This is a genomic window from Streptomyces sp. NPDC018964 (genome assembly GCF_044390325.1).
In the GTDB taxonomy this organism is placed as follows: Bacteria; Actinomycetota; Actinomycetes; order Streptomycetales; family Streptomycetaceae; genus Streptomyces.
The window spans coordinates 114,282-131,920 of the sequence record NZ_JBIRYZ010000004.1 but is presented as its reverse complement, the minus strand read 5'-3'; the positions used below and the strand labels follow the sequence as shown (position 1 = coordinate 131,920).

Genomic DNA, 17,639 nt, shown 5'->3' with positions numbered 1-17,639 from the left:
CGTCCACCGCCAGGACGGCCACGTCGACATCGCCGCCGCCCTACGTCACACCGCTCGCGACTGGCGAAGGCCCCTGGCCGCCCTCGGCCACCTCGGTAAGCGGGACGCCTCCCTCGCCACCGTGCTCGCCGCCGTCATCGAGGCCGAGCACGTGCCCTACCTCGCCGCCCTCCGCTACAAGGACTCCGGGCTGCGCAAGCGGGCGCAGTGGGAGCAGGTCTGGGAGCAGCAGCGGGAGGAGGACCGGACCGGGAAGCGGCTCGACATCAAGGTGCCGCCGAAGTACACCGGCGCGGACTTCCTCAAGCACTCCTACTGGTCCAACCGCGGCAAGCTCGACGTGCCCAAGGAACGGTTCATCTCCTACCCCGGCGCCTCCCCCGAGGCCGACGGTTCCCTGCTGCTCGGCTGGGCCGGCTGGAACCACCGCGACCAGGCCGACGCCCTCGTCGGACTGATCCGCAGCCGTGTCGAGACCGGCGGCTGGACCAAGGACGACCCCCGCTTCGTACCGCTCCTCGCCGGCCTGCGCGAGGTGCTGCCCTGGGTGCACCAGTGGTACGGCGAGTACGACGAGGAGTGGGAGGGCAACCCCGCCGAGGAGATCCAGGCCGCCCTCGACACCGGCCGCGCGGAGCGCGAACTGTCCGAGGCCGATCTCGTCAACTGGCGCCCCGAGAAGAAAGCAGGCGGACGGCGCAAGAAGAGCGAGTGAGCAGGGCAGTGCCCTTCGGGCATGAGTGAGGGGCGGTGGGGAGCACAAAAGGCTTCCCACCGCCCCTCGTTCGTTTCAGGCGCCTGCGGCCATCCGCACGAACGCCGTCCACTGGGCGGACGGCACATTGAGGATCGCCGCATCCGGGCACTTGGAGTCACGGATCAGTACGGCCGTACCGGCGTCCGCGACTTCGACGCAATCGCCGCCGTTGCCCGCGCTGTAGCTGCTCTTGAACCAGCGCAGTTCGCCAGCGGCAGGCGCGGGGCTGCCTGTCTTCATAGCTCTCCCAACAGCTTCTGGATGAAGGCCAGCGACTCCCTGGGAGTCAACGCCTGGGCCGCGAGGACTCTGTACGTCGCCTCCAACGGGCTGACCTTCTTCGGGTCCGAGTACAGGGCACTTGTGTCCTGCACCTCCATGTAAGCCATCCTGCGCTGATCGGCGAGATGGATCAATGTGAAGGGGCCCGCCAGTCCTGCGTGCTCGTCGCGCCGTGTCGGCATGACTTGCAACTCAACGTTACGTTCATGCCCGTACAGCAGCAGTTGTTCCAGTTGGCCTCGCAGCACCTCCAGACCTCCGAGAGGTCGCTGCAGAACATGTTCCTCGATGACGAAGCTCAGCAGCGGAGCGGGCCGACGAGCGAAAAGCTTCCGGCGCTCCATCCGCGCAGTCACGCCCTGCTCGATCGTCTCCTCGTCCAACAGCGGACGCCACATGCGGAAGACCGCGCGTGCGTACTCCTCCGTCTGCAAGATGCCCTTGACCACGTGGTCGGAGTAGGCGTGCAGCTCAACCGCCTGCGCCTCCAGCTCCGCGTACCGCCGGAAGAACCCCGGGTACCGAGCCTTCGCCACCTCCCCCTTCATCGCCACCAACACCCCCCGCCCGCCCACCTCCCGATCCACCGCGTCCACCAGTTCCGGCCGGGGAATCCGCCGCCCCTGCTCCACCGCCGCGATCTGCGCCTCGCCGTACCCGACCCGCTCGCCCAACTGCGCCTGCGTCAGCCCCGCGGCCTCCCGCAGCAGCTTCATCTGCCGCCCGAAGCACCGCAGGAACCCCCCGTTGGAATCGGCCGCACCCGCGCCGCCCTCCACGCCCGCACCCGAGTCCGCTCCCGACTCCATCGCACCCGCCCCCTCAGCACATCCATCCGTCCACCGGTCACTCGTGCTCGCACCGTAGGACAAACGCACAGCAACCACGCCGCGCACCAGGCAAGTTCCGACTTACGGGTGAATCCGCCCCGCCCTGACGGAGGGCGAGGGCGCGGGACACGACGTGGAGAGGGGCTCTGCGAAAACGGGAGTGGGAGCGTCGGGGCCGCTCCCACCTCTTCACGCAACGCGTACGTACGCGCACGCTCTGTGCGGTACCGTCACCAACAAGCAGCCCCCGCGACGGCGGCAACCGTTCGCGAGGGCCTGGACCACCAGTGGAAAAGGACTCCACCGTGATTTACCGGCACCATATCGCGCCCCCGCGCGCCTTCACTCAGTTCTCGCACGACCTCATCCGGCATCCCCGGCTGTCCTCCGACGCCGTACGCCTCCTGACCTGGCAGCTCTCCCTTCCCGACGGGGCACGTGAGCCCCTGTCACGCACCGCCGAACGCGCCCGTATCGGGGCGTGTGCCTTCACACGGGCCAAGCGGCAGCTCAAGGAGGAGGGGTTCGTGCACGAGCGGCGGCTCCAGGGGCCGGGTGGTCACTGGGTGACCCAACAGCTCGTCTCCAACGTGCCGTTGAGCGAGGCCGAGGCCGCCAAGATCCTCGCCCGGCTGCCCGTACACGTACCCGACGCCTCCGCGTCGCCCCAGCTCGCGCCGAGTGCCCGCGTTCCGGCGGCCGGTGCTCCGACCCCTCCGCCCACCGACGGTCATCCAAGAAAAGACCCCGGGGAAAACACCTCCCACCGTCCCGCCGGGCCGGAGCGGAAGCCGGACCCGGAGCCGGAGCCCGTCCCGGAAGCGACCGAGACGACCGAGCCCCCGAAGCCGCCCGCGCCCTCGTCGCCGCCCTCCCCCGCCTCTCCCCCGACCTGCGCCGCATCCCGCGCGGCATGCACGACGAGCTGGCCCGGCTCGTCTCCCGCTGGCTCGCCGCGGGCCACACCCCCACCGCCGTCCGCACGCACATCCTGCGCGGCCTCCCCGACGACGGCACGCCGGTCCACCGCCCCGGCGGCCTCCTGCGCTACCTGCTCCGCGACGTGCCGCCCGCGCCGGTCCCCGACGCCGTCCCGATCGCCGGACTCCCTTCCCCCGCACGCCCGTCCAGCCGCCTCGCGGCCTTCCGTGAATGCGAGGGCGACCACGTACAGGCGACCCTCTTCCGGCCGGCCGGCGACGAAACCCTCTGCCGCCGCTGCCTCAACTCACCTCCGCCGGTTGCCGGTCCGCAGAGCAGCGGCGCGACGACACATCACCGGCAGCCCGACCTTCATGTACATCTGCTACATTCGTGACATGAGCGAACCGGTAGTCGAGTCCATGGCCGAGGTCCGCAGCCACCTCGCCGACGTCATCGACCGCGCCCGCCGCGAGGAGACGCCGACGATCATCACTCGGCGCGGCAAGCAGGAAGCCGTCGTGATCGACATCCAGGAGTACCAGCGGCTGCGCCGACTCGCCGAGGACGCCGAAGAGGCATGGCTCAACCGGCTGGCCGATGAAGCAGAGTCCGAGGGCACCGACGGGTCGGTCTCGCTCGAGGAGATGGCCGCTCTGCTCCGCGACCAGCAGGGCTGACGCACATGGGGTACGTCGCGCGCTTCACCCCGCACGCCCAGCGGGACATGCTCAAGATCCCGCGCCCCGACGCCCTGCGCGCCCTGTACCGCCTGACCGAACTCCAGAAGGCGATGGACGCGGGAGACACGGCGGGGTTCGACGTGAAGGCCCTCCGGGGGCACGAGGCCCGGTGGCGGCTCAGGGTCGGTGACTACCGCGTCGTCTACACCGTCGAGGACGGCCGGCTCATCGTGTGGGTCCTGACCGTGGGCAACCGCCGCGAGGTCTACCGTCAGGTTCCCTAAGAGGTCACCGCAAAAGCAGAGGCCCGCCTGAGTTCTCGGCGGGCCTCGCGCCTGCTCGCCGCAACGAGCAGGGGGTTCTCTACGAACGTGTCAGTATTTCCAGTACTCACCAACAGGAACGAGACGATCACCCACCGTCACGCACTTCCGCCGCCGCCTACGGCACGGCTGCCCCGGGACCCGGACCGGACGGTGCGGACGTGGCGGTGGTGGTGTTCAGAGGTGGGGTGTGATGGCCGGGAGCAGGTCCTGGAAGGTACGGCCGGTGGCGGGTGCGCCGATGGCCTTCATCTGCCAGCCGCCGCCGGAGCGGTGGACCTTCGCCATGATCTGGGCGGTGTGCTCGCCGCCCCCGGTGAGCGTGTAGCGGGCCAGTTCGGCGCCGGTCGTCTCGTCGACCAGGCGACAGAAGGCGTTCTGCACCTCGGCGAAGGTCTGGCCGGTGAACGAGTTGACGGTGAAGACGATCTGGTCGACGTGGGCGGGCACGCGGGCGAGGTCGACCAGGATCGACTCGTCGTCGCCTCCCGTGCCCGCGCCGCCGGTGAGGTTGTCGCCGGTGTGCCGGACCGAGCCGTCGTCGCTGGTCAGGTGCTGGAAGAAGACGACGTCCGTGGGCTGCCCGGCGGCGAAGAGGACGGCGGAGGCGTCCAGGTCGATCTCACGCGTCCCGGTGAGCTTGGCGAGGAAGCCCTTGCGGGGTGCGGCCTGCCAGCCCAGCCCCATGCGGACGGACGTCAGGGCGGTGCCGTCGGACTTACTGAGGCTGATCTGCTGGCCTTTGCTCATGTTGACCGACATGGGACGGGTGCTCCTCAGGGTTGCTGGTGGTGTGTGCGTCGTGGGGGTGGGAGGGGCGGACGGCCGGTGGAGGGGCGGAGTGCGGAAACGGCTCCTCGCGCAGGTACCGGCGCAGGTGGGGCAACATGCCCCGGTGCAGCAGGGCCTGGTGCCAGTCCATGCGGGCCCGCCGCGTGCGCGCCGAGTGCGCGGACCCGTCACCGCCGCGTACCGCCGTCCTCAGCAGTGCGGCGAAGGCGAGGAGGGCGCTGGTGCCCGCGATCAGCGTCAGGATCCATCCGGCGGTGATCAGCGAGCCGGGCAGGGCGCTTGCCGTGTCCGCCAGCCGGAGCAGGTAGCCGAGGACGAGCAGGACCGCGGCGGACGCGGCGGCGACGAGCGGGGTGAGCACCGCCAGGGCGGGCAGCAGGCTGCCGGTCACGGGGTGGGACGGCGGGCCGGACCGTGCCGACGTACGCGCCGCGAGGTACGCGCCGTATTCCGCGCGTGCCGCGACGGCTATCCCGTCGGCGTCCCCGAGCGCGCGCAGGCGCAGACGCTCCGCGGCCCGGCCGGTGGGATCGGCCCCCAGTGCCTCCCGTACGTCCGCGGTGCCGAGCGCCAGGCGCAGTACCGCCTCGAAGTCCGGCCCGTCCTCCGGGCGAAGGCGCAGTGGGTCGGCCACGTGGTCTCCTGACGGGTGGAAGGCTTCGGCGGTGCTCTCGGAGCGGCGCGGACGCGGCGGACCGGCCCCGAGGGGAGCCGGTCCGGCGCCGTGCCGTCCGCGGGGTGTCAGACGCTCACGCCGAAGTCGGCGGCGATCCCGGCCAGGCCCGAGGCGTAGCCCTGGCCAACGGCGCGGAACTTCCACTCCGCGCCGTTGCGGTAGAGCTCGCCGAAGACCATCGCGGTCTCGGTGGAGGCGTCCTCGGACAGGTCGTAGCGGGCGATCTCGGCACCGCCGGCCTGGTTGACGACGCGGATGAAGGCGTTGCGGACCTGGCCGAAGCTCTGGCCGCGGTTCTCGGCGTCGTGGATGGAGACCGGGAACACGATCCTGTCGACCTCGGCGGGTACGCCCGCGAGGTCCACCTTGACGACCTCGTCGTCGCCCTCGCCCTCACCGGTGAGGTTGTCGCCGGTGTGCTCCACCGAGCCGTCGGGGCTCCTGAGGTTGTTGTAGAAGACGAAGTGCTGGTCCGACAGGACCCTGCCGGACGTGTCGAGGAGCAGCGCGGAGGCGTCCAGGTCGTAGTCGGTGCCGGTGGTCATACGGACGTCCCAGCCCAGACCGACCAGGACGGCGGTCAGGCCCGGTGCCTCCTTGCTGAGCGAGACGTTGCCACCCTTGGACAGGGAAACTCCCACTGCGTGCTCCTTCTCGGCAGGTGCGGTCGAGGCCCGCGTGTACGGGCCCCGACCTAATAATCTACATCAGTGTAGAAGTTGGGGCGGGGGTGCGGCCGCGCCTCGGGGCCGGCGCGGCCGCGTGATGTCCCGCGTCAGTCGCGTGAGTTGCCGAAGAGCAGGCGGTAGGCGATCAGCAGTACGAGCGCGCCCGCGACGGCCGAGCCCCAGGTCGCGAGGTCGAAGAAATGCCGCTCCACCGGCCGGTCGAGGAAACGCGCCGACAGCCAGCCCCCCAGGAAGGCACCGGCGATGCCGATGACCGTCGTACCGACGCAACCGCCCGGATCGCGTCCGGGCAGGACGGCCTTGGCGATCGCTCCGGCGAGGAGTCCCAGCACCAGCCATGCGATGACACCCATGTCGCGACGCTCCTTTTCCTGTCCTTCTCGTGCGGGCATGCCTCTGGGCAGTCTAGCTTCTACAATCCTGTAGAAGGCGCGGGGTCCGCCGGGCGGCGTGCGGGGCCCGGGGCGTCTATACGATGTCCGCTCGGGGAACGGGCAGCGGCGGAAGGGAGACGGGGCGCGTGGCGGAACAGCGGGAGCGTTCCCGGCGGCGGGGGCAGGGTGAGCTGGAGGCGCTGGTTCTGGAAGCGCTGCGGGAGGCGGACGGACCGGCGACGGCCGGCTGGGTGCAGGAACGCCTGGGCGACGACCTCGCCTACACGACCGTCATCACCATCCTGACCAGGCTGCTGGCCAAGGGAGCGGTGACGCGGGAACGCGCGGGCCGGTCCTTCGCCTGGACGCCCGCCTCCGACCAGGCGGGCCTGGCCGCCCACAAGATGCGCAGGGTGCTGGACTCCGAGGGCGACCGCGAGGCGGTGCTGACCAGCTTCGTCACCGGCCTCGGCCCGGACGACGAGCGGCTGCTGCGGGAACTGCTGGGCCGGTCGGGGAACGAAGGGGAAGACTGAAGCCTCATGGGGGTGTTCGTCTTTCTGCCACTGGTGCTGCCCCTGACGGCCTGGCCCATCGCGCGCCTGGCCGAGCAGCACCTGCATCCACGGACCGCGACACGGCTGCTGACCGGGGTGGCCGCGGTCATGGCGGCCTGCAGCACGCTGTGCCTCGGCCTGGTGATGGTGGTCGGCACCGCCCAGCTTCCCGGAAACCCGCTGCCCGACGGCTGGTCCGACCCCGAGGTCCGCGCGGCGGTCCCGTACGACGAGGTCGTCGGCAAGGCGGCGATCCCCGCGCTCGTCGTGGTACTCGTGGCGTGCGGGCGGACACTGTGGCGGCACGGGCGGGTGCGCCGCCGCGCCCACCGGGCGCTGGCCGGACTGCGGGAGACGGAGGCGGCGGTCCTGCCGGACGACGTGCCCTACGCCTACGCGCTGCCGGGCGGCCGACGGCGTGACCGCGTGGTCGTGACCACGGCCATGCTGGAGTGCCTGGAACCGGCCGAACGCCGGGCGCTGTTCGCCCACGAACGGGCCCACCTGACCGCCCGGCACCACCGCTTCCTGCTCACGGTCCAACTGGCCGCGCGCGCCAACCCCTTCCTGCGGCCGCTGCGTACGGCGGTGTCGTACACGGCGGAACGGTGGGCGGACGAGGACGCGGCCCAGACCGTCGGCAGCCGCCGGACCGTGGCGTGCGCGATCGGCAAGGCGGCCCTGGTCTCCCGCGGCACTCCGGTGGCGACCCTGGCCGGCCTCGCCTCGGCGGGCCCTGTGCCACGCCGGGTGGCGGCCCTGCTCGGGCCCGCTCCGGCGGCGCGCAGCTGGCCGTCGCTGTTCACGTCGGTGGGGGTCGCCACGTGGGGTGCGGCGGTGGGGGCCGCCGTGTCGGCGATGTCGTCGGCGAACTCCGCCGTGACGATGATCTTCATCCTGCGCGCGGCCACGCCTCTTTGATCCCGTGATCCGGGCGGGGTGTGGCGGGCCGGCGCGCCGAAGCGCGCGGCCCGCCACACGGGCGGGGCCGGTCGGAGGCCGGGCTCGCGGGGTGGTGGGTCGAGGGCGTGGCACGCCTCGTGGATCACGCCCGCTCGTCCTTGTCGGAATCGCCGTCGGGGCCGCCGGTGACGGTGCCGGGGCCGGTACCGATGACGGTGCCGGTACCGGTGCCGATCCGGATGGCGGCCCGTGGCTCGGCGGGCTTCTTCTTCGACCTCCCGCTCCCCGCTCCGGCGCCCTTCGCCTTCCGCCGTGGCGGCGTGGCGTCAGCCCTCGTCCTCCTCGTCGCCCTCGAAGAAGTCCCCGACCTCGTCGACCACTTCGGCCGCGACCATGCCGCCGACGACGCCGACCGCGAGTCCGGCGGCGCCCGCCGCGACGACGGTGCCCATGCCGGGGCCGGAACGGCGGTGCTCGTCGTGGTGGTCACCGTGGTGGTGGTCGCCGTACCCGTGGTGACCGCCGTGCCCGGCGTACGGGTCGCCGTGGCCGTGGAAGCCGTGCGAGCCGTGGGAGCCGTACGACGCCCGGTGCTCGACCAACTGCCGGATCCAGCCGTCCACTTCCGTGTTCCAGTCACGGGAGTCGTGATGGCCGACGGTGAAGCGGGTCAGCACGTCATGACCGCCGGAGAAGAGGCCACCGCGCTTGTCGGCCTCCAGGACGACCTCCATGCCGCCCGGACCGGCCAGGAAGGTCACCTCGACCTCGTTGACCTGGTGCGCGTACTGCGGCGCCGGGGTCAGCTCGATCTCCTGGTAGAAGGGCAGCTGCTGGCCGGTGCCGTTGATGCGGCCGTACTCCAGGTCGGCCGACTTGAAGCCGAAGCCCAGCTGCCCGAGGGCCTCCAGGACCGCCTCCTGCGCGGGCAGCGGAGCGACGGTCAGCTGGTCCAGGTCGCCCTTGTCCCTCGCACCGGCCACGGCCAGCTCGGTGCGCACGCCGAGGACGATGCCCAGGGCCTGCCCGTAGAGCTCGGTGATCGGGGTCTCCCACGGCAGCATCACCGTGAACGGGACGCTGTGCCGCTGCCCCGCGCCGAGCCGGAAGCCTCCGCCGACGGTGAACCGCTCGAAGGCGACGACGCCCTCGCTCTCGCCCTCGCCGTGCTCGGCCTCGACCCGGGCCACGAGCTCCAGGGTGATGTGCTCGATGTCGAAGTCGGCGTCTCCGCCCTGCAGGTGGACCTGGCCGGTCAGCGCGCCGCCGGGGCGGGCGGCTCCCGGGTCGAGGACCGTGTCGACGGTGGGTCCGCCCACGCCCAGTGATCCGAGCAGTCGTTTGAACACCATGGTGGCGTCCACTCCTTATACGTGCGTGTGTCTCGTTCGGGTGCGGGACCGCGCGCGGGGGCGTGCGCGCGGGCCCGCGGCTGTGCGCGCGGACGCGCTACTTCGCCGCGTCCAGCGCGGCGAGGGCCTGCGCCCAGCGGACGTACTTCAACTCGGCCAGGTCGGCGACGGTCTCGACCCCGAACGCCTCCCGGAGCAGCTCGCCGTCACGGTCGGAAACACCCTTGAGCGCCCCCACCGGAGCGGCCAGGATCTCGGACAGGCTCTTGTCCGCCCACGCCTTGTCGAGCACCTTGTCCAGGTCGATCGAAGCCATGCGTGTCCTCTTCCACGTACGTGAGGCCCGGCCCTGTCGCGGACCTTCTACAAACGAGTAGAAGCATAGGGCTGTGGCGGGCCGGGGAAGCACGGTCGGGTCGGGGAGGAGGGAAAAGGCCGAAAACACACTCCCGCGAGGCAGGGCGCGGCGACGGACTCACCGCGGCGGGGCCCTGTCCGGGACGTGCGTGCGGGCGGGCCCGACAAGCCCGACAGCCTCGACCGTCGCCCCGACAGAGCGTCGTCGTGGGGACGTCGCTGCTGGTGGGCGGGGGTGCGGGCGCGGGATCTTCGGGGCATGACCACTTCCCCCCGCGCGGAGCGGCGGTCCGCGCTGCCGCTTCCGCTCGCCGATCAGACGGTGCTCTCGTTCCGCTTCACCCCGTCCCCGCGCGGGGCCCGGCTCGCCCGCCGGCTCGCCTCCTGTCAGATGGACGCCTGGGGCTGGCACCACGGCACCCCGGCGCACGACGCCGTGGAACTGATCGTCGCCGAGCTGGCGAACAACGCCGTGACCCACGGGCGCGTACCCGGCCGGGACGTCGAACTGCGGCTGACGGCCGACCGCGACGACGGGCTCGTACGGGTGGAGGTGAGCGACACCCGCGGGGAGCTCGGACCACGCGCGGGCGGCGGCGCCCCCGGGGCAGAAGGAGGCCGGGGCCTGCTGCTGGTCGCCGCCCTCGCCGACGCCTGGGGAGTCGGCGAGCGGACCGGCGGGCCCGGCAAGACGGTGTGGGCCGTGGTCGGCCTCCCGACGGGCACCGCACCCCTCGACGCCCTGCCCGCGGCCCCGTCGGGGGACTCCCACGGGACATGTGCTGCTGACGACGCCGACCCGGCCGGAGCGGAGACCGGGCGGACCGCCTGGAAGGACGGACGCTCACACGGCTCGAGGTCGACGGATTCAAGAACCTGCTGGGACTGACGGTCGAACTGGGCCCGTTCACCTGTATCGCCGGGGAGAACGGCACGGGCAAGTCCAACGTGTTCGACGCCATCGACGAACGGCGCCGCGCGGAGGAGGCGTTCGCCGAGGCCCGGGACTGCGTCATCGTCTCCACCAGCACCCTCGAACTCGGCATCGACGTCGGCGACCTGGACCGGGTGATCCAGCTCGACGCCCCGGCGACGGTCGCCTCGTTCCTGCAACGCCTGGGCCGCACCGGGCGCCGCCCCGGCACCCGGCGCAACTGCCTCTTCCTCGCGTTGAGCGACGAGGGTTTCCTGGCCGCCGCGGCCCTGCTCCTCGCCTGGTCGCGCGGCTGGGTGGAGCCGGTGACCCGGCCTCCCGAGCCGCGGCACCTCGTGGCCCAGCAACTGCTCGCGCTGTGCCTCCAGGAGCACCGGGTCGGGGAGAACCTGTGGCAGGAGTGGTGGGGCGGCCTCGGCACGTTCGGTACCGCCGCCGAACCCGTCGTACGGCACCTGGTGGAACAGGGCTGGCTGGAGCGGGACGCGGGCACCCTGTTCATCGGGCCGGAGGCCGAACGCCGCTTCGGGCAGCGGCACTTCATGAACCTGACGGCCTCGTTCACCGCGCCGCCCGAGTTCACCGTGCTCAGCGGACGGACCGAGATCGGCCGCACCGACCCGGACCTGCTGACCGAGGAGACCGACGGCCCGCACAAACTGCTGCTGGCGGGCCGCAGCCGGCTGGTGACGTACATCGACTGGCGGCGCAGGCGCTGCTTCGTGGAACCCGTGGACGAGGGCGGGCGCGCCAAGTGGAGCGGCTTCGGGGCGCAGCGCGTGCGGTCCTTCACCCTGGCCCGTGCCGTACGGGACGTGCTGCTCGGCGGGGACCCGCCCGTGTCCCTGACCCGCCGGGCGGAGGCGAGGCTCGCGGCGGCCCGGGAGAGGTACCTGGACGTGGTGCACCCGGCCGGGACCGTCATCACCCGCCGGGGCGACAGCGACGTGCGCTGGTGGACCTGGGCCGGGCACCGGGCGAACGCGACCCTGGCCGCGTCGCTCCCCTCCGTCGTCCTGCGGCACCGGAACGTCGACGACCGCTTCGTCCGGTTGCGCGACGACGTCACCCCGCGGGCGTGGCGCGCGGCGGTGGCGGACACCGGTACGGGGGCGGACACCGGTACGGGCCTGACGCTGCCGGACGTGGACCCGCACGCCGTACGGGGCCTGAAGTTCGCGGAGGCGCTGCCCGCACGGCTCGCGGAGGCCACCCTCGCGGCGCGGCTGGGGGACGCCGAAGGGGCGCGGACGGCACTGGCGGAACCGGTGCGGTTCCTGCTGCGGCAGGACGGCTGACCGGCTCCGCCGGGAAGCCGACCGGCTCCGCCGGGAAGCGGACACGCCCTGTCCTGTACGTCGCCGAGACTCGTGCTCCCGGCGGTCGCGAGGACCGCCCGTCCGCAAGGAGCCCGCGCGTGTTCTCCGTTCTCGCCGACATCAACTGGTGGGCCGTCGCCGTCACGGCCGTCGCCTCGGTCCTGCTCGCCGGCGTCTGGTTCGCGGTGGTGATCGCCAAGCCGTACGCCGTGGCGCTCGGCCGCGAGGGCGCGCCGGCGCCCGCGCAGACGGCCCTGGCCATGGCGGGGCCGCCGGTGTGCCTCCTCGTCACCGTCCTGACCAGCGCCGTGCTCGTCGAGGCGCTCGACATCACGGGCATGGGGGACGCCGTGGTCTTCGGGCTCCTCGTGGGCGTCGGCTATCTCGGAGCGATGACCTTCCAGATCGCCATCAACCCGAACTTCCCGCGCCCGCTGTACTACGGGGTCCTCAACGCGCCGTTCTTCGTGCTCACGAGCGTGCTCGGCAGCGTCGTCCTGGTCGCGACGCGCTGAGTCCGGGCCGGTCAGTCGCCGCCCCCGCCGCCGCCCCCGTCACCACCGCCGCCGTCGCCGCCGCCTCCGCCCCCGTCGCCGCCGTCTCCTCCGTCGCTGCCCCAGCCGTCGCCGCCGCCGCGTTCGTTGTCGTCGCCGTCGGTGCCGAGGTTGCTGAACCACGGGAGTTCCCAGGTGCCGGTGTCCGACTCGGAGCGGGGGCGGGGGCGGAACCTGGCCAGGCCCGTCGTGTCCCCGAGGCCGAAGGAGACGGCGACCGCGTGGGCCATGACGGCGTCCAGGGGATCCGGGCTCTCGTGGTGCACGGTGGCCAGGGGCAGCAGCACGGTGCCGGGCGGCGGGCCCGGCCAACGGGACGGACGGGTCAGCAGTGCGACCCGTCGGCCGTCGCGCAGCAGCCACGAGCTCTCCGCGTTCTCGCGCCGCAGCGTCCAGTGCCGGTCGGGCAGGCGTATCTCCACGCTGCTCTTCGACTTGCGGAACCTCTTCTGGAGGACGAGCCGGGCCGTCGTGTCGCCGACGGTCATGACCAGGCCGCTGCCCGGGACGGTGGAGTCGCCGCGGAAGCCGTACGGCGCCCGCAGGCGTACGGCGGGGGCGTGCGGGCCCCACACGTCCACGCGGACCAGGCGCCGGTCCACGGCGACGGCGACCGGTCCGGCGGGGCCGGGCGCGTAACGCCGCGCGATCCACAGCGGTACGTCCTCCGCACGCGCCCGTGCGGCGAGCGCGGCCACCTGGTCCGCCCCGCCGCACCCGCGGACCGCCCACTCGCCCAGGGCGTGGGCGAAGTCGGCGGCCCGGCGCACCTTCAGGGGCTTGGTCGTGCCGGTCACGCGGGTGACCGGCACGATGCCGGGGCCCTGCGGCAGCGAGGCCAGGGGGCGTTCCGTGCCGCCTCCGCCGAGCCAGCACCCCCGCAGGTACGCCTCGGCCATGGCGGCGAGGTTCAGCTCGGCCGGCGGTGTCGTCCGGCCAGCTCTGCGCAGCCCGATCTCGGTGAGTTCCACGGTCCGCGCCAGCGGGTTGCGGGACCGTTCCCCGTAGAGCACCTGGTTCATCCCGTCCCCCTCCTGTTCCGAATACCGTGGGGAAAGACCTCGCGGGCCGTGGCGCGGTTCCGCGATCAGCCGTCCGACGTGCGGCCACGAGTACGGCGAAGGCCCGGCACCCCGTTTCCGGGGGTGCCGGGCCTTCGCTCAGGTTCTGGCGACCTTACGTCGTCAGTGGGCGTGGCCGTGGCCGTGGCCACCGGCGGCGGCCGGCTCTTCCTCTTCCTTCTTCTCGACGACCAGGGTCTCGGTCGTCAGGAGGAGGGAGGCGATGGAGGCGGCGTTCTCCAGGGCGGAGCGGGTCACCTTGACCGGGTCGATGACGCCGGCCTTGACCAGGTCGCCGTACTCGCCGGTGGCGGCGTTGTAGCCGTTGCCCTTCTCGAGCTCGGCGACCTTGGAGACGATGACGTAGCCCTCGAGGCCGGCGTTCTCGGCGATCCAGCGCAGCGGCTCGACGGCGGCCTTGCGGACCACGGAGACACCGGTGGCCTCGTCGCCGGTCTTGTCGAGGTTGCCCTCGAGGACCTTGACGGCGTGGACCAGCGCGGAGCCACCACCGGAGACGATGCCCTCCTCGACCGCGGCGCGGGTCGCGGAGATGGCGTCCTCCAGACGGTGCTTCTTCTCCTTCAGCTCCACCTCGGTGGCGGCGCCGACCTTGATGACGCACACGCCGCCGGCGAGCTTCGCGAGGCGCTCCTGGAGCTTCTCGCGGTCCCAGTCGGAGTCGGTGGTCTCGATCTCGGCCTTGATCTGGCCGACGCGGCCCTGCACGTCCTCCTTGTTCCCGGCACCGTCGACGACCGTGGTGTCGTCCTTGGTGACGGTGACGCGGCGGGCGGAACCGAGCACGTCCAGGCCGACCTGGTCGAGCTTGAGGCCGACCTCCTCGGAGACGACCGTGGCGCCCGTGAGGACGGCCATGTCCTGCAGCATCGCCTTGCGGCGGTCACCGAAGCCGGGGGCCTTGACGGCGACCGCGTTGAAGGTGCCGCGGATCTTGTTGACGACCAGGGTCGACAGGGCCTCGCCCTCGACGTCCTCGGCGATGATCAGCAGCGGCTTGGAGGCGTTGGCCTGGATGACCTTCTCCAGCAGCGGCAGCAGCTCCGCGATGGAGGAGATCTTGCCCTGGGTGATCAGGATGTACGGGTCGTCGAGGACGGCCTCCATGCGCTCCTGGTCCGTCACGAAGTACGGCGACAGGTAGCCCTTGTCGAAGGCCATGCCCTCGGTGAAGTCCAGCTCCAGACCGAAGGTGTTGGACTCCTCGACGGTGATGACACCGTCCTTGCCGACCTTGTCCATCGCCTCGGCGATGAGCTCGCCGACCTGCTGGTCCTGGGCGGACAGCGCGGCGACGGCGGCGATGTCGGACTTCTCGTCGATCGGGCGGGCCGAGGCGAGCAGGTCCTCGGAGACCGCGGCGACGGCCGCGTCGATGCCCTTCTTCAGCAGCGCCGGGGAGGCACCCGCGGCGACGTTCTTCAGGCCCTCGCGGACCAGCGCCTGGGCCAGCACGGTGGCGGTGGTCGTACCGTCACCCGCGATGTCGTTGGTCTTGGTCGCCACCTCCTTCACCAGCTGCGCGCCGAGGTTCTCGTACGGGTCCTCGATCTCGACCTCGCGGGCGATCGTGACACCGTCGTTGGTGATGGTGGGGGCGCCGAACTTCTTGTCGATGACGACGTTGCGGCCCTTGGGACCGATCGTCACCTTCACCGTGTCGGCAAGCTTGTTGACGCCGCGCTCGAGGGCGCGACGGGCGTCCTCGTCGAACTTCAGGATCTTCGCCATGGCAGCGGGAGCCCTCTCGGAATTCTGGGTGAAATCACTGCGCCCCGGGCGCCCGGGTCCTTGTCGGAGGCTGGGGCCAGGGGCGCAGTGGTTCGAGCAAAAGTGCTTGCTACGAGGTCGGGTCGTCCGGGGTGACCCCCGGATCTCCCTTACTTCTCGACGATCGCGAGGACGTCGCGGGCCGAGAGGACGAGGTACTCCTCGCCGTTGTACTTGACCTCGGTGCCGCCGTACTTGCTGTACAGAACGACGTCGCCGACCTTCACGTCGAGCTCGACGCGCTTGCCGTCCTCGAAGCGGCCCGGACCGATGGCCAGGACGACGCCCTCCTGGGGCTTCTCCTTCGCGGTGTCCGGAATGACCAGGCCCGAAGCCGTGGTCTGCTCGGCGTCGAGCGGCTGGACCACGATGCGGTCCTCGAGCGGCTTGATGGCAACCTTGGAGCTGGCGGTCGTCACGATCCGACCTCCCCCTTCGGAGATCTCACGGGGTTAACTGTCTGAGGTGGCGACCAGGTGGATCCGTCGTCGCGGGTGCCGGACCTGCCCGTCGCGTGTTTGGCACTCTCCAGGGGGGAGTGCCAGACCTGAGACTATGACTGCGATTAGCACTCGGTCAAGCGGAGTGCCAATTGCCTGCGGCGCGTCGGGGGGTGGGGGCGTTGTTCACACCGGGGTGTGGAGCTTGCCCGTGTTGTGGTGAGCGTCCCCTGGGGGGCTGTGCCCCCAGACCCCCCTTCGGCCCTGAACGGGCCTCGTCCTCAAACGCCGGACGGGCTGGAAGGTGAGCGGTGCTCGCCGGGAACCGTCGGTGAGCTGAGAGGTGAGCGGTGCTCGCCAGGGGCCGTCGGTGGGCCGATGCGGCTGATGTGGTCCTCCAGTCTGCCCACCTTCAGTCCCCGTTCCTCCAGCTTCCCCAGCAGTCGTGTCGTTCGTTCCGTCAGTGACAGGGGCGGGGCCTCGCCCGACGGTACGGCGATGATGTCGCCGGGGGTCAGGTGGTGGGGGCCGTCGGTGTAGGTGAGGTGGCCGTCGGGTTCCAGGGTGACCCGCCACAGCACCACCGCCGCGATGCCGCAGTCGGCGGCGGCGCGCAGGGTGGTGGTGTCGTACGTGCCGTAGGGCGGGCGGAAGAGGCGGGGGCGGACGCCGAAGCGGGACGTGAGCTTGCGCTGCTGGCCGCAGATCTCGGCGCGCTGGCCGGCGTACGGCAGACCGCGCAGGGCGGGGTGGTCGAGGGTGTGGTTCTGCAGGCTCGCGCCGACCGAGCGCAGGCGGGCGAAGTGCGCGTATCCGGGGCCGGCCACCGTGTCCGTGAGGAACAGGCTGACGGGGAGGCGGCGCTCGCGCACCAGGTCGACGAAGCGGGGGTCGCGTTCGGCGCCGTCGTCGTAGGTGAGGAAGACGACCCCGTCACGGGCCGGGACGCGGTCGACGACGGGCGGGAGGGCGCCGGTCCCCGGTGCCGGTCCGGCTCCGGGCGGCCGGCCCGCACCGCCCCCCGGCCCGTTCCCCGTCCCGGCCCCCGCCCCGCCCGACGGACCGCATCCGGCGACCGCGGCCAGCAGGGCGAGGGCGCCCGCCAGGAGGCCGGCCCTCACAGGTAGTCCTCCAGGCGTGCCACCGCGTACCCCTCCGCCGTGACCTTGTCCAGGAAGCGGCGGATCATGTCCGGCATCGTGCCCTTCCAGTCCTCGCGGCCCCGGAAGTGGCTGAGGACGATGTCGCCGGGGTGCAGGTCGCGGTCCCACTCGCGGTACTCCCAGCGGTCGGCGAAGACCTCCTCGTTCCAGAGGGGGACGTGGGTGATCCCGCAGGCCTTCGCGGCGCGCAGGGTGGCCTTGTCGTAGTTGCCGTAGGGCGGGCGGAAGAGGACGGGGCGCTCGCCGTACCGCTCCTCGACGACCTCCTGCATGCCGCAGATCTCGCGCTTCTGGCGGGCGTAGGACAGGGCGGGCAGGTAGGGGTGGTGGAGGGTGTGGTTGTGCAGGCCGACGCCCCGGCCCCGCATCTCCTTGAAGTAGCCGTAGTCCTCCTTGACGAGGTAGTCGCTGAGGAAGGCGCTGTACGGGACCTTCAGCTCGCTCATCATCCGCAGGAACGCCGGGTCCTTCTCGGCGCCGTCGTCGATGGTGAGGAAGAGGATCCTCTCGTCGGTGGGGACGGTGGTGAAGACCGGGGGGAGTTCCAGCCGCCGGTGACCGTCGACCTCGAAGCCGTCGCGGGTGGTGATCCTGGGTTTCCTCGCCGGGGGCGGCGGGGCGGTCAGGGGCACCTTCCTCAGTCCCCAGCGTTTCGCGGCGGCGACCCGCGCGGCGTGCGCCGCGCGCAGCCGGGTGGCGTAGGCGTCGAGCGCGCGGGCCGGGGGCGCCTTCAAGGGCTGCTGGCCGCCCGCCGGTTCGGCCGGAGCGCTGCCGTCCGGTCCGCAGCCCGAGGCGATGGAGGCGAGAGCGAGTACCGCGAGGCCGATCCGCACACCACCGAACGGCCGCTTTTTATCTTTTTGTCCTACTGCTCGCATGGT

Annotated in this window: 20 protein-coding genes and 2 pseudogenes; 9 read left to right on the top strand and 13 right to left on the bottom strand. The window is 71.9% G+C overall.

The window, feature by feature from the left end; all coding sequences use genetic code 11:
* The first annotated feature begins 28 nt into the window (after positions 1–28).
* Entirely contained in the window at positions 29–715 is a 687-nt protein-coding gene (locus ACH5AO_RS08390; protein WP_398923627.1) for a DUF7008 domain-containing protein, read from the top strand.
* A 75-nt stretch (positions 716–790) separates the two neighbouring features.
* On the opposite strand, the gene ACH5AO_RS08385 is transcribed toward ACH5AO_RS08390, so the two are convergent.
* The gene (locus tag ACH5AO_RS08385; protein ID WP_398923093.1) at positions 791–997 is read right to left on the bottom strand and encodes a DUF397 domain-containing protein; all 207 of its coding nucleotides are present in this window, start codon (positions 995–997) and stop codon (positions 791–793) included.
* Positions 994–1,848 carry a Scr1 family TA system antitoxin-like transcriptional regulator gene (locus tag ACH5AO_RS08380; protein ID WP_398923091.1) on the bottom strand — a complete coding sequence of 285 codons (855 nt, stop codon included), beginning with the start codon at positions 1,846–1,848 and terminating at the stop codon, positions 994–996. Before ACH5AO_RS08380 ends, ACH5AO_RS08385 begins: the two co-directional genes overlap by 4 nt.
* 934 nt (positions 1,849–2,782) lie before the next feature.
* On the opposite strand from ACH5AO_RS08380, the gene ACH5AO_RS08375 reads away from it, so the two are divergent.
* Genes ACH5AO_RS08375 through ACH5AO_RS08365 form a run of 3 tightly spaced genes read left to right on the top strand, consistent with a single transcriptional unit; the run spans position 2,783 to position 3,757 of the window.
* Positions 2,783–3,187: a hypothetical protein gene (locus ACH5AO_RS08375; protein WP_398923089.1), complete on the top strand. Its 405-nt coding sequence runs from the start codon at positions 2,783–2,785 to the stop codon at positions 3,185–3,187.
* A 1-nt stretch (position 3,188) separates the two neighbouring features.
* Positions 3,189–3,470: a type II toxin-antitoxin system Phd/YefM family antitoxin gene (locus ACH5AO_RS08370; protein ID WP_037872376.1), complete on the top strand. Its 282-nt coding sequence runs from the start codon at positions 3,189–3,191 to the stop codon at positions 3,468–3,470.
* A 5-nt stretch (positions 3,471–3,475) separates the two neighbouring features.
* Positions 3,476–3,757: a type II toxin-antitoxin system RelE/ParE family toxin gene (locus tag ACH5AO_RS08365; RefSeq protein WP_398923087.1), complete on the top strand. Its 282-nt coding sequence runs from the start codon at positions 3,476–3,478 to the stop codon at positions 3,755–3,757.
* Positions 3,758–3,973: 216 nt separating this feature from the next.
* On the opposite strand, the gene ACH5AO_RS08360 is transcribed toward ACH5AO_RS08365, so the two are convergent.
* The 4 genes from ACH5AO_RS08360 to ACH5AO_RS08345 form a co-directional block, all read right to left on the bottom strand.
* Entirely contained in the window at positions 3,974–4,558 is a 585-nt protein-coding gene (locus ACH5AO_RS08360) for a TerD family protein (RefSeq protein WP_398923085.1), read from the bottom strand.
* Entirely contained in the window at positions 4,515–5,222 is a 708-nt protein-coding gene (locus ACH5AO_RS08355; protein ID WP_398923083.1) for a hypothetical protein, read from the bottom strand. The genes ACH5AO_RS08360 and ACH5AO_RS08355 overlap by 44 nt, the downstream gene beginning before the upstream one ends.
* A gap of 107 nt (positions 5,223–5,329) precedes the next feature.
* On the bottom strand, positions 5,330–5,905 hold the full coding sequence (locus ACH5AO_RS08350) for a TerD family protein (protein WP_398923081.1): 576 nt from the start codon (positions 5,903–5,905) through the stop codon (positions 5,330–5,332).
* 134 nt (positions 5,906–6,039) lie between these two features.
* On the bottom strand, positions 6,040–6,306 hold the full coding sequence (locus ACH5AO_RS08345) for a GlsB/YeaQ/YmgE family stress response membrane protein (RefSeq protein ID WP_398923079.1): 267 nt from the start codon (positions 6,304–6,306) through the stop codon (positions 6,040–6,042).
* A 167-nt stretch (positions 6,307–6,473) separates the two neighbouring features.
* Between ACH5AO_RS08345 and ACH5AO_RS08340 the strand changes: the two genes are divergently transcribed.
* Both ACH5AO_RS08340 and ACH5AO_RS08335 read left to right on the top strand, forming a co-directional pair.
* A complete protein-coding gene (locus ACH5AO_RS08340) occupies positions 6,474–6,863 on the top strand; it encodes a BlaI/MecI/CopY family transcriptional regulator (RefSeq protein ID WP_398923077.1) in 390 nt (129 codons plus the stop codon).
* Between the two features lie 6 nt (positions 6,864–6,869).
* Positions 6,870–7,805, top strand: a complete 936-nt coding sequence (locus ACH5AO_RS08335) for a M56 family metallopeptidase (protein ID WP_398923075.1) — start codon at positions 6,870–6,872, stop codon at positions 7,803–7,805.
* Between the two features lie 308 nt (positions 7,806–8,113).
* On the opposite strand, the gene ACH5AO_RS08330 is transcribed toward ACH5AO_RS08335, so the two are convergent.
* Both ACH5AO_RS08330 and ACH5AO_RS08325 read right to left on the bottom strand, forming a co-directional pair.
* Positions 8,114–9,139: a sporulation protein gene (locus ACH5AO_RS08330; RefSeq protein ID WP_398923073.1), complete on the bottom strand. Its 1,026-nt coding sequence runs from the start codon at positions 9,137–9,139 to the stop codon at positions 8,114–8,116.
* A 97-nt stretch (positions 9,140–9,236) separates the two neighbouring features.
* Complete coding sequence (locus ACH5AO_RS08325) at positions 9,237–9,455, bottom strand: hypothetical protein (RefSeq protein ID WP_398923071.1); 219 nt, start codon at positions 9,453–9,455, stop codon at positions 9,237–9,239.
* 300 nt (positions 9,456–9,755) lie between these two features.
* Here ACH5AO_RS08325 and ACH5AO_RS08320 point away from each other — a divergent pair.
* The 3 genes and pseudogenes from ACH5AO_RS08320 to ACH5AO_RS08310 all read left to right on the top strand — a co-directional run.
* Positions 9,756–10,214, top strand: a pseudogene (locus ACH5AO_RS08320) (ATP-binding protein); the annotation flags it as partial.
* Between the two features lie 239 nt (positions 10,215–10,453).
* Positions 10,454–11,728, top strand: a pseudogene (locus ACH5AO_RS08315) (helicase-related protein); the annotation flags it as partial.
* A 119-nt stretch (positions 11,729–11,847) separates the two neighbouring features.
* A complete protein-coding gene (locus ACH5AO_RS08310) occupies positions 11,848–12,264 on the top strand; it encodes a DUF1761 domain-containing protein (protein ID WP_030861073.1) in 417 nt (138 codons plus the stop codon).
* Between the two features lie 11 nt (positions 12,265–12,275).
* Here ACH5AO_RS08310 and ACH5AO_RS08305 read toward each other — a convergent pair whose 3' ends face one another.
* The 5 genes from ACH5AO_RS08305 to ACH5AO_RS08285 form a co-directional block, all read right to left on the bottom strand.
* Positions 12,276–13,325, bottom strand: a complete 1,050-nt coding sequence (locus tag ACH5AO_RS08305) for a hypothetical protein (protein WP_398923069.1) — start codon at positions 13,323–13,325, stop codon at positions 12,276–12,278.
* 162 nt (positions 13,326–13,487) lie between these two features.
* The gene (groL, locus tag ACH5AO_RS08300) at positions 13,488–15,116 is read right to left on the bottom strand and encodes a chaperonin GroEL (protein ID WP_381223889.1); all 1,629 of its coding nucleotides are present in this window, start codon (positions 15,114–15,116) and stop codon (positions 13,488–13,490) included.
* 149 nt (positions 15,117–15,265) lie between these two features.
* Positions 15,266–15,574 (bottom strand): co-chaperone GroES, encoded by a 309-nt coding sequence (gene groES, locus ACH5AO_RS08295; protein WP_006130737.1) that lies wholly within the window; start codon positions 15,572–15,574, stop codon positions 15,266–15,268.
* Between the two features lie 302 nt (positions 15,575–15,876).
* Positions 15,877–16,716, bottom strand: coding sequence for a polysaccharide deacetylase family protein (locus ACH5AO_RS08290; protein WP_398923066.1), 840 nt, complete (start codon positions 16,714–16,716; stop codon positions 15,877–15,879).
* A complete protein-coding gene (locus ACH5AO_RS08285) occupies positions 16,713–17,636 on the bottom strand; it encodes a polysaccharide deacetylase family protein (RefSeq protein WP_398923064.1) in 924 nt (307 codons plus the stop codon). Before ACH5AO_RS08285 ends, ACH5AO_RS08290 begins: the two co-directional genes overlap by 4 nt.
* Positions 17,637–17,639: the final 3 nt, after the last annotated feature.